Origin of the sequence: Pseudomonas sp. S35, assembly GCF_009866765.1 — a bacterium.
Taxonomy (GTDB): Bacteria; Pseudomonadota; Gammaproteobacteria; order Pseudomonadales; family Pseudomonadaceae; genus Aquipseudomonas.
This window is the reverse complement of the sequence record NZ_CP019431.1, coordinates 3,570,585-3,584,165: the sequence shown is the minus strand read 5'-3', so window position 1 is coordinate 3,584,165 and position 13,581 is coordinate 3,570,585. Positions and strand designations below refer to the sequence as shown.

Sequence of the window (13,581 nt, the reverse complement as noted above, 5' to 3'; positions counted from 1 at the left end):
CGCTTATTTACGCGGGCTTGCTGCATAGCGTCGCAAGGCTCAATTCTGCAAGCTGCATGCATCCGACAGCTTGCGATAGCCCACATCTTCGACCTTGCCGGCCTTGTCCACGAACTTGATATCGGCGTCGATGACCTTGCAGTCATCGGTCGGCGCTTCGTTCATGGCGATCACATGCTTGATGTTCAACGGCATGCCGTACTGGTACGGCACCGGTTTCTGGCCGTCGGCGTGGGCCAGGCCCGAGGCGGCTGCCAGGGCCAGCGCGCCGCCAAACACTAACGTACGAATGTTCATGAGGGTACTCCGCAAGTGGGTTCGACTTGACTGTCGGCTTGCGCGATTAACCGTCGATTAATCAGCCCCTGGCTGACAAAACCTTCATGAAACCGGGCGTTCAGCCCAGTTGCTGGCGATAGGGCAGGTCGGGGCCGGTCTTGGTGCAGGTCAAGGCCGCAGCGCGAATCGCGAAGCCGAGCATGGCGTCGATCTGCGCACGGCTAAGGCGTTGCAGGCCGTCGACCGAATCCAGTTGGTGCTCGGTCAACCAGGCAATCAACGCGGCCTGGAAGGTATCGCCGGCGCCTACTGTGTCAGCCATCACGATGTTGATCGCCGGTTGCGACCAGGTGCCATGCTGGCGGCTGAAGACACTGGCGCCGTCGCCGCCACGGGTCAGGAACACCAGTTGGCAACGGTGCTGCAGCCAGCCTTGCAGCACGCTTTCGGGGGCTTGGTCGGGGTAGAGCAGGTGCAGGTCTTCATCGCTGACCTTGATCAGGTCGGCATGTTTGACCAGTTCGGCGATACGGTCGCGCCACACCTGGATATCCGGCTGCGGGTTCAGGCGTACATTGGGGTCGAGGCTGATCAGGCGCCGGCCGCTTTCGCGCTGGACCAGGGCCAGCAGCGTGTCGCCAATCGGCTGCACCACCAGCGAGAACGAGCCGATATGCAGCCCACGCACGTCATCGCCCAGCACCGGCAGGTGCGCGACTTGCAGTTGCCGGTCGGCGCAGCCTTCGCCACGAAAGCTGTATTGCGGCGAGCCGTTGGCACCCACGGCAACCATCGCCAGGGTGGTCGGCGCGGCGAATTCCAGCAAAAACTGCTGGCTCACGCCTTCATCCTGAAGCACTTGCACCAAGCGACGGCCGAGGAAGTCGGTGGACACCCCGCCGAACAGCCCGGCCTCGATACCCAAGCGGCGCAAGCCCACCGCGACGTTGAACGGCGAACCGCCGGCAATCGACTGGTAGTTGACCTTGGACGCCAGCCCGCTGGCATCTTCCTCGCTGAAAAAATCGAACAGCGCTTCACCACACACCAGATACATAGTCGTTCGCTCTTAAAGGGTTGCCGCTAGCTGTTGATAACGTTCGTACGCCTGTTGATAGGCGCTGACACTGGCCGCCACCGGCAGGGTACGGCTGGCCGGGTCGACGCTGACGCATTTGTCGCACAGGCTGGCCAGGGACTCGCCGGACTGGCTCCACGCCGCCTGGATCGCCGCGCCCAGGGCAGCGGCTTCGCTTTGTTCGGTGCAGATCACTTCGGTGTTCATGATGTCGGCGACCATCTGCCGCCACACCGGGCTTTTCGAGCCGCCACCGATCAGCCGGATACTCTGGCTCTGCAGGCCGGTCTGGCGCAGCAGGTCCAGGCCGTAACGCAGGCCGAAGGTGGTGCCTTCGACCACGGCGCGGCATAGGTTGGCGCGGGTCAGGTTGGTCATGGTCAAGCCGTGCACGCTGCCGGTGGCGTGGGGCAGGGCAGGCACGCGTTCGCCGTTCAGGAACGGCAGCATGCTCACCCCGTCGGCGCCAATCGGGGCCTGCTCGACAAGGGCGTTGAAGGCGTTCAGGTCCAGCTCGAACAACTCGCGGACCACCCCGGTGGCGTTGGTCAGGTTCATGGTGCAGATCAACGGCAGCCAGCCGCCGCTGGAGGAACAGAACGTCGCCACCGAGGCTTGCGGGCTGACGTTGGGCTGGTCCGAAAACGCGTAGACGGTACCCGATGAGCCCAGGCTCATGGTGATCACGCCAGGGGCGATATTTCCGGTGCCGATGGCGCCCATCATGTTGTCGCCGCCGCCGCTGGCGACGATGGCATTGGGGTTGATGCCCAGGCGTTCGGCGATGGCCGGCAGGATGGTGCCCACCGCTTGGTCGGCTTCGATCAGTTGCGGCAAAGCTTTTTCCAGGCGACCGCTGGGGTCGATGTGCTGGAGCAACGCCACGTCCCATTCACGGCGGCGCACGTTGAAATAGCCGGTGCCGGAGGCGTCGCCGTATTCGGCGACGGCGCGGCCGGTCAGCCAGTAGTTGAGGTAGTCGTGGGGCAGCAGCACATGGGCGATTTGCTTGAAGATGTCCGGGTGCTGTTCGCGGGTCCAGAGCAGCTTGGACACGGTGTAGCCCGGCGCGATGGCCACGCCCAGGCGCTCCAGCGAGCCGCTTTCGCCGCCCAGGTGCTGCGACAGCCGGTCGTTTTCCGGGGCAGTTTCGGTGTCGCACCAGAGCTTGGCCGGGCGCAATACCTGGCCTCTGTCATCGAGCAAGACCAGGCCGTGCTGCTGGCCGGAAACGCCGATGCCGAGGATGTCCTGGCCGTCCACGCCGGCCTGTTGCAGGGCGCGGTGGGTGGCTTCGGTAAAGGCGTCCAGCCATTCCTGGGTGTGCTGCTCGCGGCGACCGTTGGCACCGCTGAGCAACGTGTGAGCGGCGGCGCCCAGGCCCAGCACCTTGCCACTGGACGCGTCGAGGACGATGGCCTTGGTGCCTTGGGTGCCGCAGTCGATGCCGAGGAACAGGTTTTGCTGGGTCATGATGATTTGCTCAGCATTATTGTTGGGGGTAAATGTGGGAGGGGGCTTGCCCCCTCCCACATTTTTAGGCCGGTTTCTTCAGTAACAGCTTCAGCGTTTCAGTGACGCCGTTGTCACGCAAGCTCACATAACACCGCTCGAACGCTGCCACAAACTCAGGCGAGTTGGGAATAGCCGTGCCGAAAATCTCTTCAACGCCCAGCAAGCGCTTGCTGATCAAGCGGTCATCGCTGACCAGCTCTTGGCAGAACTGCGCGCGCGGGTCAGGAATGGCGTAGCTCACGCCATTCTCATCGACTCCCTTGAGATACAACGCCCACGCGGCGACCACCAGTGCAGCCCGTTCAGTCTCGCGGCCGTGCGCAATCAGGCGATTGATCGTTGGCACCGTGAACTTGGGAAACTTCGACGAGCCATCCGAACACACGCGCTCCAACTGGTCGGCAATTGCCTGGTTGGAAAAACGGTCGACCAAGGTCTGTTTGTACTCGGTCAGGTCAATTCCCGGCACCGGTGCCAGGTTCGGCGTGACGTCCAGGTCCATGTAGGCACGCATATAGGCCACAAACACCGGGTCGTTCATGGTCTCGTGCACAAACCGATAACCCTTGAGAAAACCCAGGTACGTCAGGGCCAGGTGGCTGCCGTTGAGCAGGCCGATCTTCATCTCTTCATACGGCGTCACGTCATTGGTGAACTGCACGCCGACCTTTTCCCAGGCCGGGCGGCCGTTGACGAATTTGTCTTCCAGCACCCACTGCACAAAGGGTTCGCACACCACCGGCCAAGCGTCGTCGATGCCGTGTTCATCGTGCAGTTGCAGGCGGTGGGCGGTGCTGGTCATCGGCGTGATGCGGTCGACCATAGCGTTCGGGAAACTCACGTTGGCCTCGATCCAGTCGCGCAGCTCGGCGTTGTGCAGGGCGGCGAAGGCCAGCAGGGCTTTACGCGTGACGGCGCCGTTGTGCGGCAGGTTATCGCAAGACATCACGGTAAAGGCCGGGATGCCAGCGGCGCGACGTTGGGTGAGGGCAGCGCAGATAAAGCCGAACACGGTTTTCGGTGCGCTCGGGTGCGCCAGGTCATGCTGGATCTGCGGCAGGTGGGCCATGAACTCGCCGTTGCTGTCATCGATGCAGTAGCCGCCTTCGGTGATGGTCAGCGAGACGATGCGGATCGCCGGGCTGGCCAGTTTGTCGACCAGCGCCTGGGCGCCGTCTTGGGCCAGCAGCATGTCGCTGATGGCGCCGATGACGCGCACTTCGGTGTCGTCGGTGTCGCCCAGCTCGTACAGGGTGAACAGGTAATCCTGGCCGGCCAGGTCGTCGCGGGCCTTGCGATCCTCGGCCCGCAGGCCGACGCCGCAGATGCTCCAGTCCAGGCCTTCGCCCGTGTTCATCAACGCATCGGTGTAGTAAGCCTGGTGCGCACGATGGAAACCGCCGACGCCGATATGGGCGATGCCCTGGCGGGTGTCGGCGATGGCGTAGGCGGGGATTTTCACCGGCTCAGCCAGTTGCGTGAGGTTCTGTTTATTCAATTTCATCAGGTAATACTCGCGAAATCAGGCGGCAGCGCGCAGTGGTCGGGCCACGGCCACGCCGTCGGTGTCGAACAGATGGCAGTGCGCCGGGTCCAGGTGCAGGTGCAGCGTTTCGCCGTACTGGCTGGCCATATCGCCACGGATGCGCAGGGTCAGCGGTTCGCCGTTGGCGGTGTTGACGTGGCAGAACGTATCGCTGCCCAGGCGCTCGCCGACGTCGGCGGTGACGGTCAGGGTCGTTTGCCCAGGCGTGGCGATTTCCAGGTGCTCGGGGCGAATGCCCAGGGTCACGGCGCTGCCCACGCTCAAGGTCGGACCGCTGAGCGGCAGGCTGATCAGGGTGCCAGCGTCCAGTTGCACGTCGCAGCTTTGCGACTCCACCCGTGTGACCTTGCCCTTGAGGAAGCCCATCTTCGGCGTGCCCAAAAAGCCCGCCACGAACAGGTTGGCCGGCTGGTGATACAGCTCCAGCGGTGAACCGACCTGCTCGATGCGGCCGCTGTTGAGCACCACGACTTTATCGGCCAGGGTCATGGCTTCGACCTGGTCGTGGGTCACGTAGATCATGGTTGCCTGCAGTTCTTTGTGCAGGCGCGCCAGCTCCAGGCGCATCTGCACGCGCAGGGCGGCGTCGAGGTTGGACAGCGGTTCGTCGAACAGGAAGATCTTCGGGTTGCGCACAATCGCCCGGCCAATCGCCACGCGCTGGCGCTGGCCGCCGGAGAGCTGCTTGGGCTTGCGCTCGAGCAACGGGCCCAACTCCAGAATGCGCGCCGCCTCGTTGACCTTGCTTTCCACCAGTTTCTTGTCGACGCCGGCCAGGTCCAGGGCAAACGACATGTTCTTGCGCACGCTCATGTGCGGGTACAGCGCGTAGGTCTGGAACACCATCGCCAGGTCGCGCTTGGCCGGGGTCACTTCGGTGATGTCGCGGCCATCGAGTTCGATGGTGCCTTCGCTCACCTCTTCGAGGCCGGCGATCAGACGCAGCAGGGTGGATTTACCGCAGCCCGAGGGGCCGACGAAAACCACGAATTCCTTGTCGTTCACTTCCAGGTCGATGCCTTTGATGATCGAGAAACCTTCGAAGCCTTTTTGCAGATTCTTGATTTTCAGGTTGGCCATGATGGGCCCTCCACTAGAAATTATTATTTAACAGCGCCGAAGGACAAGCCGCGCACCAGCTGTTTCTGGCTAATCCAGCCAAAGATCAGGATCGGCGCACACGCGAGGGTCGAGACGGCCGACAATTTGGCCCAGAACAAGCCTTCGGGGCTGGAGTAGGAGGCGATCAACGCGGTCAGCGGTGCGGCATTCGACGAGGTCAGGTTCAGCGACCAGAACGCCTCGTTCCAGCACAGGATCAGCGACAGCAGCACGGTGGAGGCCAGGCCGCCCTTGGCGATCGGCAGCAGCACCCGGACCATTTCCTGCCACAGGGTGGCGCCGTCCAGGCGGGCGGCTTCGAGGATGTCCTTGGGGATGTCTTTGAAGTAGGTGTAGACCATCCATACCACGATCGGCAGGTTGATCAGGGTGTAGATGATGATCAGCGCAATACGCGTATCCAACAGGCCAAAGCTCTTGGCCAGCAGGTAGATTGGCATCAGCACGCCCACCGGCGGCAGCATCTTGGTCGAGAGCATCCACAGCAGCGTGCCCTTGGTGCGCTGGGTTTCGTAGAACGCCATCGAGTAGGCGGCCGGCACCGAGATCAGCAGGCACAGGGCGGTGGCGCTGAAGGAAATCAGCACCGAGTTCCACGCGTAGCTGAAGTAATTGCTGCGCTCGTTGATGTGCAGGTAGTTCTCCAGCGTCGGCGTGAAGATAAACTGCGGCGGTGTGGCGAACGCATCGATTTCGGTCTTGAAGCTGGTCAGCACCATCCAGAAGATCGGGAAGAAGATCAGGATCGCGATGGCCCAGGCCAACGTGCCGAGCAACAGGCTTTGCAGGCGGCGAGATTGTTGAAGCGTCATGGCGCGGCCCTCAAGGCTTGTCAGTCAGGTTTTTGCCGATCATCCGCACCAGGATGATCGCCGCGATATTGGCGATGACCACGGCAATCAAGCCGCCGGCCGAGGCCATGCCCACGTCGAACTGCACCAGCGCCTGGTTGTAGATCAGGTAGGCGAGGTTGGTCGAGGCGTAGCCGGGGCCGCCGTTGGTGGTGGTGAAGATTTCGGCGAACACCGAGAGCAAAAAGATCGTTTCGATCATCACCACCACGGCAATCGGACGCGCCAGGTGGGGCAGGGTCAGGTGCCAGAAGATCGCGATGGCGCCGGCACCGTCCAGGCGCGCGGCTTCCTTTTGTTCCTGGTCGAGGGACTGCATGGCGGTCATCAGCAGCAAAATCGCGAACGGCAGCCATTGCCACGACACAATGATGATGATCGACAGCAACGGGTAGTGCGCCAGCCAGTCCACCGGCTCGGCGCCGAACAGCTTCCACACGGCGGCCAGCACGCCGGATACCGGGTGGAAAATCAGGTTCTTCCAGATCAGCGCACCGACGGTGGGCATGATGAAGAACGGCGAAATCAACAGCACCCGGACGATGCCGCGCCCTAGGAACTCACTGGCCTCCAGCAGGGCACTGATCAACACACCGAACACCACGCTGATCAGCAGCACGCTGCCCACCAGTAACAACGTATTGGTGGCACCGGGCAGGAACCCTGAGTCGGTGATGAAGTAGGTGAAGTTCTCCAACCCCACGAATTGATTCTCGCCGGGGTAGAGCAGGTTGTAGCGGATCAGTGAAAAGTACAGGGTCATGCCCAACGGCACGATCATCCACAGCAGCAGCATGGCGACCGAGGGCGTGACGAGGAACCAGCCGGGGTTGGCCAGGCGGTTTTTGCGTGGTGTATTCATGGGGATCTAGACCAGTCAGATACGAATCGGAGCGCGGTCAATGGGGGAGGGTGCTTGTTCCCGATAGCAGTGGGCCAGTCACAGATGCATCAACTGACACTCCCTCATCGGGAGCAAGCCCCCTCCCACATTTGACTGTGGTGGGCCCGGATTATTTCGGGTAACCCGCCCGCTTCATTTCACGCTCGGTGGTGGTCTGCGCCGCAGTCAACGCCGCATCAACCGTTTGCTGGCCGGTCAACGCACCGGAGAAGAACTTGCCGACCTGGGTCCCAATCGCCTGGAATTCAGGAATGGTCACCAGTTGGATACCGATGTACGGCACCGGCTTGAGCGTCGGTTTGGTTGGGTCGGCGACTTTCAGGGATTCCAGGGTCACCTTGGCGAATGGCGCGGCTTTCATGTATTCGTCGCTGTAGGTCGACTTGCGCGTGCCTGGCGGTACGTTGGCCACGCCGTCGGTCTTGGCGACCAGCGCGCCATATTCCTTGGACGTTGCCCAACTGGTGAACACCTTGGCGGCGTCCTTGGCCTTGGAGCTGGTCGGGATCGCCAGGGACCAGGAGTACAGCCACGAAGTGCCCTTGTCGGTTTTTTCGTGGGGGGCAAAGGTGAAGCCGACATGGTCAGCGACTTTGCTCTGGGTCTTGTCGGTCACGAACGAGCCAGCGACGCTGGCGTCGACCCAGATTGCGCACTTGCCGCTGTTGAACAGCGCCAGGTTTTCGTTGAAACCGTTGCTGGACGCACCCGGCGGGCCGGATTTCTTCATGTTGTCGACATAGAAGTTCAGTGCGTCCTTCCACTCGGGGCCGTTGAATTGCGGTTGCCACTTTTCATCGAACCACCGCGCACCGTAGCCGTTGGCCAGGGTGGTGATCAGCGCCATGTTCTCACCCCAACCGGCTTTGCCGCGCAGGCACAGGCCGTATTGTTCTTTGGTCTTGTCGGTGAGTTTGGCCGCGTATTCGCCGATCTGGGTCCAGGTCGGGTGCTCGGGCATGGTCAGCCCGGCGTCCTTGAACAGGTCGGTGCGGTAATAAGTGATCGAACTTTCGGCGTAGAACGGCAGGGCGTACAGCGAACCCTTGACCGACAAACCGTCACGCACCGAAGGGAATACGTCGTCGAGGTCGTAGGACGCCGGCAAGTCCGTCATAGGTTCCAGCCAGCCCTTGGCGCCCCAGAGTGCGGCTTCGTACATGCCGATGGTCAACACATCGAACTGCCCGCCCTGGGTGGCGATGTCAGTGGTCAGGCGCTGGCGCAGTACGTTTTCTTCGAGCACCACCCAGTTCAGCTTGATCTGCGGGTGCTCGGCCTCGAAGGTTTTCGAGAGCTTTTGCATGCGGATCATGTCGCTGTTGTTGACGGTGGCAATGGTCAGGGTCTGCGCGCCAAAGCTGACGGCGCTGAGGGTCATGCAGGTAGTCATGCAGGTAGAGACAAGCAGAGTTTTTGCTGTGAACTTCATCGCGCACTCCATTTCCGCGCCCAGGGGGCTACAGAAGGACAGTTATTGTTGTTGTGTCTTCCTACGGGGAGTCAGGAAGAGTGTGCGTTGATTACAGCCTTCAAATGGGGTTGTGACAAATCCTTGGGAGCACTCGGACTGATACTTTTTTGCACTGCGTTGCCTGCAGCCGCCGCTTGTGTAGGCTGCTGCAGACAAGGTGAGTGCGCGGGTTATTCTGCGTTGCGTAGTACGTTGTCAATCATGGGCTGAGTAAAGACGCCCTTGCCAGTGCCCTCTATCAACTTGAAAGTGCCATCGGGATTGACACTCACGCCCACTGAACTGGCGATTGTGGTTTCCACGCCGGGTTTGTTCAGAAGGTCCAATAGTGGCTTCTTACCTTGGGACTCTTGACCCAACACAAACCCCATGCCTACCGGCGATTGGGATTCGGTGCCGCCTACAAATATGACCTTGCCTCCCTTCGCCAATGACTTATCCAGCTCATCAAGTACCTCATAGGCATCTTCATTCAGTAAGCCGGCATCAAGATTGCTTCCGGTCAGGTGCATCAATGTGCGTTTTTGATAAACGCCATCCTTCAGGTCGGTAAGCACCGCAAGCGCAGAGCAGTCGGTCAGGCTGCGAGTCGACAACACCGAGTGTGCATCTTCAACGCTATGGGAGTATCCCATCAGCACGTCAATGGGGTCTGGCACGGCTTTGGTCTTCGGTGCTCCAAAGGTGCGGGGTTGGTAATCGACAATGGTCCTATACATCACGGGCTCTTCATCGCTGCCTATATTGATTTCAACCTCGGTACCCGTGTCTTTGTCGACGTTGAATTTTATGTTGCGTCCGGCCAGCGTGTCGTTCAGTTCCTCTTCGGCCAAAATATGGATATCACTGTCGCTGAGGCTTGGATATTGCTCGCGGTAACGTGTCAACGCATCGCCATAGATCGTGGATGGATCTTTATCGTCAAAGCCTGCATAGCTTGCGATGATCTCCTGCTCAAATCCCTTAACGCGCACCCCAGTGAGCTTGCTGAGCGTGGACGCCAGGGACTGCTGGCCTCCGTTGCTGGAGTAGCAACTCAAGAGCCGCACATCGGTGTAGCTTCGAATGTCTATGCCGCGTGCCAACAGTTCCTGGTCAATGTCTGCAGCAGTGTAGTGCTTGTCACCCTCTCCAAGGATGTGGCCTGCATGCTCCTGCGTGGGCTTTTCCCCGTGGCCCATGATGTTGAGACGTTTGCTGCCGTTGTACTCGTCCACAAATACTTGAATATCGCCGGCGAGCGGTTTTACATCCGCCCGACCTCCCAAGACAATCCGGTTTTTCGGCGGTGCGGGGGGGCGTACTGCATCGTCAATCAACAGGGCGCCGCCACGGGCTGCGCTTACTGACGTTTTTGCTGCATTGGGTGATGTGCTGGTGGGCGGCTCATTGGAGAGGTGTGGCTTGAAATTGACCAATAACGTCGACAAGTTAAGAAACATATCTGCCAGGGCCGCCTCTTTAGCCCGCATGTTATCGCCGCTCAGTACCTCTAGGTCCTTAAGGATGCCTGTGGCGGTCAGCACTTGGTTGAGCAGGGCGCCGGGGCCGCGTAGTACAGGTAACAACGTATTGAGCAGTAGAAACCCACCTTCCTTGAAGGTCGCCCAACGGCTTTCTGCATCAGACGTCGATTGTTGATGGGCCAGGGTTATCAGGTTCTGTGCATTGGCCTCGTACAGATGTTCCATCAATTTCCCTTCTTGCAGTGTTTGCTGCAGGCGAGTGTCCACTGCCAGTGGGATGGTTTTGTTGAGGGCAACAGACCCTAAATTGAAGCCGAATATCACCAGGTTGGGGTGCTTGAAGCCGTTGCCGCTATACAGTTTTCGCGTGGTATCGTCAGGCAGCCAGGCAAGGGTGTCGTTTTGCAGCTTGCCTTTGCTCTGTATGGCTTCCAGCAAGGCCTGGCGAGTAGGAAACTGCATCAGCGGGGCATCGGCCATCAACGGACGATACAGAATGTGTGGGCCTGTGGTGCTGTCCTTCGGTTCGATCAGGTAGGCGCCTTCGACCACGTCGACTTTCCCATTGGCCTTGTTATCGAAGGCCAGTGGTCGGATGACGATTTCTTTGGCGTCGACGATCTTCGGGCCAGGCACTGGCTCAAGTACTTTCTGGACGTATCGGAACCCGGTGGCGTTGAAACCGGATTCTTTCTTGATGCACAGTTCCAGGGCTTTCATCTGTATTTCTAAGGGGACTTGCTGCGTGAAAAGCACACGGCGTTGCGCGGATTTATCCGGGTCGTCGAGCAGTTTGTTCTTGAGTAAGGCGGGGTAGGTTTGGCCGATATCAAGGTCTTGGACCAGCTTCTTGAGTACGCCCCGTTCCTCCAGTGCGGGCACCCTGACTTTAAATTCATTTCCGTTATTCTTGAGTCCCGTTTTGAAAAAGACCTCTATCTCGCCATTAGGCATTCCCGACAGGTTCTTGAGGAACATGTCGGTCAGGCTCATGGTCTGGCGATCGATAAAGCCTGAACTCAGTGTGCCGTAGGGCACCTTGAAGACCACCTCCAGGTCTTTGGCGGAGTAAGGCGTGCGCTTTTGGGCGATAGGTAGCTGGTCGAATTGCGCTTGGGTATACGAGCGTATGTCGGGGATATCGTCGTTGTACGTATTGCCCTTGTTAAGTCGTATGAAGGTAGCCAGCAATAGGCTGAGTTCATGCAGCACAAACCGTTGCGCTTGGTCGGCGTTACTCATCCAGTCGGGTAGCTTGGTATTGGCTTGTTCCGGGCTGTTAGTGTCCATCCGTGGTGCGACGTTGAACAAGCTGCTGCCTTGATGCTGTTCGATAAGCATGCCGGCCTGGGTGTCGAACACATTGCCGGTCAATCGATTCAAGCCACGTTTTTCTTTCGGGATGTCATCCCAAGAGTTGTAGGGGGTGATGTTCCCATTGGGCTGCATCAGCAAGAGTATGTGGCGCTTCTGTGACGGCAGGTAGCGATGAACCAGCATGTCTGCCTTGGAGTTGGAGATGGTATAGATGCTGATGTCAAAAGTTGGTGGGCTAAGGTTGGTGGATAGTGTCGAGTTGTTCGGATACATTACGATCGTGTTCAAGACTTCACGCTGTTCATCATCTAACCCGGGTTGTTTCAGGCTTGATTCCTGCAGGTTACTGCGCAAAATACTGCTGACCAACGCACGATGATTACCTGGGAAGACACTACCTTCCTCTGCGGGACTGCTGAATGCCGGTTTGTTCCAGTAGAGGCGCGAGTCAGCGTCGATGGCCGCGTTCAGTTGGCTTGGCAGTGCACGGATGGCTGCACTGAGTGTGGGCAAATTGAGCTCCAGCGCTACACCGGGGCTGTTACCGGTGTGTGCCAATAAATCAGGGCGGGTATCGAACGCTTTATCGTCGCTGCTGAAATCCGGGGCTTTGCCGCCAGCCAGGTAATCTATGGCCAATTCTATCAATTGGGTTTGTTTAAGCTGCCCGGGCTTGCCCGGGATAGGTGATGCAATGGCGATCTGGTTGACGTCAATGTCCAATGCCGGGGAGATCGCCTTGATTTTATCGCTGAGCAGGCGGGCAACTACCGTGTACAGGCTGGGTTCAGCGGCAAACTGGCTACGCGCCAGAGTGGCCAACGGGTTGATGTCCGGTAAGGCGGGGGCAGTGGGTGATGCAGGTGCGCCAGGCTTCGTGTCTGGAGTATCGAGCCGTTTAATTACGCTGAATTGCTGTTTGCGCACCGCTTGGGAACGTTTGTCGGTGGGTGGGTTGTCTTTGCTCAATGCGTGAAAGCCTTTTTGATTGAGCGTGGAGGTTTGTTTGAGTAAGCCTGCCAACGTGCCGTCACTGTTCGGTTCGCCGTAAAACTTACCGATCCACGAGAGGCTCAGTTGCGGGTTTTTACCGGGTGGTGTCGCCGACCTGCGCAGGGTTTGTCCGAGGGTCGAGTGTTCAGGTATCTCAGACACTGAAAAGGTTGTGCGTGGGTGGCTGCCGAAACGCGACATTTCCGGCCTCAGGCTGAGCAAGGCTGAGCTGTACAGCCTGGCCATTTGCAGGTCGGCTTCTTCGACCGATGGCTTCGGGTTACGTTGAGAAGGGGAGATAACGCCGGTTTTTGTGGCAATTTGTGTAGCTAAATCTTCAATGGTTTCCTGTTGTTGCTCGCGAATCACTCTAGCGGGTCGGCCGAACGTATGCGGTGGTGAGTAGGGGTCGCGCAACGCGTAGAACGATTGGTGTTGGTTCTGCTCAGCGATCAAATGGAGCATTTCGTTTTCTGCTCCATGGGCTCGTACGGCGTAGAAGTCGCCAACGAGGTCCGCCGGCGCGCTGTTTTGGCCGGTATAGTTAATATCCAGCTTGAGTGTCGGGCTCAGTGCTTGAGCTGCCGCAGTGACCGCAGCAGTTGCCTCCCAGAAGCCCTCATCGTATTTCGAGAAGGTGGCAGGTTTACCGTCGGCAATGCATTCAAATGCCCATCCGTCTCGCGTATTCAAACGCAAGGTGGCGGGGTCGATCTTGTGCTGCTGGGCAAAGCTTGCAAATGGCTCGCTCATGATGGCCTTGGTAAGCCGTGCCCAGGCCATGCCGAACGTCGAGAAGTGTGGGATGTCAGTGATGGTCTTGTCTGCCAGGCTGCCTCCTTGACTGGCGCGAATGTCGATGATGCGCTCCATCATTGCGGCGCTGTGCTTGTATGACATCGCCGCGTCGCCTGCTTTGATCAGTCGGGTTGCGGTCTTCATAGCTTCCAGGCTCACCACCGATACGTCACGCTTACTCCGTAGTTCAGAAATAGAGGAGTCTTCGAGTTGCACTCGCAGGCGCGTAGTAGTAGAG

The 13,581-nt window shown here is 59.3% G+C and carries 9 protein-coding genes; all 9 read right to left on the bottom strand.

Annotated elements, in window-relative coordinates:
• Nucleotides 1–39: 39 nt before the first annotated feature.
• On the bottom strand, nucleotides 40–297 hold the full coding sequence (locus PspS35_RS15825) for a DUF2790 domain-containing protein (protein WP_159935683.1): 258 nt from the start codon (nucleotides 295–297) through the stop codon (nucleotides 40–42).
• A 100-nt stretch (nucleotides 298–397) separates the two neighbouring features.
• Entirely contained in the window at nucleotides 398–1,336 is a 939-nt protein-coding gene (locus PspS35_RS15820) for a carbohydrate kinase (protein WP_159935682.1), read from the bottom strand.
• A 12-nt stretch (nucleotides 1,337–1,348) separates the two neighbouring features.
• Nucleotides 1,349–2,830, bottom strand: coding sequence for a xylulokinase (gene xylB / locus PspS35_RS15815; RefSeq protein WP_159935681.1), 1,482 nt, complete (start codon nucleotides 2,828–2,830; stop codon nucleotides 1,349–1,351).
• 64 nt (nucleotides 2,831–2,894) lie between these two features.
• Nucleotides 2,895–4,376 (bottom strand): mannitol dehydrogenase family protein, encoded by a 1,482-nt coding sequence (locus tag PspS35_RS15810; protein ID WP_159935680.1) that lies wholly within the window; start codon nucleotides 4,374–4,376, stop codon nucleotides 2,895–2,897.
• A gap of 18 nt (nucleotides 4,377–4,394) precedes the next feature.
• Nucleotides 4,395–5,498, bottom strand: coding sequence for a sn-glycerol-3-phosphate ABC transporter ATP-binding protein UgpC (gene ugpC, locus PspS35_RS15805; protein WP_159935679.1), 1,104 nt, complete (start codon nucleotides 5,496–5,498; stop codon nucleotides 4,395–4,397).
• Nucleotides 5,499–5,521: 23 nt separating this feature from the next.
• Nucleotides 5,522–6,352: a carbohydrate ABC transporter permease gene (locus PspS35_RS15800; RefSeq protein WP_017848429.1), complete on the bottom strand. Its 831-nt coding sequence runs from the start codon at nucleotides 6,350–6,352 to the stop codon at nucleotides 5,522–5,524.
• A 10-nt stretch (nucleotides 6,353–6,362) separates the two neighbouring features.
• A complete protein-coding gene (locus PspS35_RS15795) occupies nucleotides 6,363–7,253 on the bottom strand; it encodes a sugar ABC transporter permease (protein ID WP_159935678.1) in 891 nt (296 codons plus the stop codon).
• 151 nt (nucleotides 7,254–7,404) lie between these two features.
• Nucleotides 7,405–8,727, bottom strand: a complete 1,323-nt coding sequence (locus PspS35_RS15790) for a sugar ABC transporter substrate-binding protein (protein ID WP_159935677.1) — start codon at nucleotides 8,725–8,727, stop codon at nucleotides 7,405–7,407.
• A 212-nt stretch (nucleotides 8,728–8,939) separates the two neighbouring features.
• Nucleotides 8,940–13,487 carry a DUF6543 domain-containing protein gene (locus PspS35_RS15785; protein WP_159935676.1) on the bottom strand — a complete coding sequence of 1,516 codons (4,548 nt, stop codon included), beginning with the start codon at nucleotides 13,485–13,487 and terminating at the stop codon, nucleotides 8,940–8,942.
• Nucleotides 13,488–13,581 lie beyond the last annotated feature (94 nt).

Excerpts from the sequence above, each read along its gene's own strand:
- PspS35_RS15825 (WP_159935683.1), bottom strand. The coding sequence starts at position 297 with ATGAACATTCGTACGTTAGTGTTTGGCGGCGCGCTGGCCCTGGCAGCC.
- PspS35_RS15820 (WP_159935682.1), bottom strand. The coding sequence starts at position 1,336 with ATGTATCTGGTGTGTGGTGAAGCGCTGTTCGATTTTTTCAGCGAGGAA.
- xylB (WP_159935681.1), bottom strand. The coding sequence starts at position 2,830 with ATGACCCAGCAAAACCTGTTCCTCGGCATCGACTGCGGCACCCAAGGC.
- PspS35_RS15810 (WP_159935680.1), bottom strand. The coding sequence starts at position 4,376 with ATGAAATTGAATAAACAGAACCTCACGCAACTGGCTGAGCCGGTGAAA.
- ugpC (WP_159935679.1), bottom strand. The coding sequence starts at position 5,498 with ATGGCCAACCTGAAAATCAAGAATCTGCAAAAAGGCTTCGAAGGTTTC.
- PspS35_RS15800 (WP_017848429.1), bottom strand. The coding sequence starts at position 6,352 with ATGACGCTTCAACAATCTCGCCGCCTGCAAAGCCTGTTGCTCGGCACG.
- PspS35_RS15795 (WP_159935678.1), bottom strand. The coding sequence starts at position 7,253 with ATGAATACACCACGCAAAAACCGCCTGGCCAACCCCGGCTGGTTCCTC.
- PspS35_RS15790 (WP_159935677.1), bottom strand. The coding sequence starts at position 8,727 with ATGAAGTTCACAGCAAAAACTCTGCTTGTCTCTACCTGCATGACTACC.
- PspS35_RS15785 (WP_159935676.1), bottom strand. The coding sequence starts at position 13,487 with ATGAAGACCGCAACCCGACTGATCAAAGCAGGCGACGCGGCGATGTCA.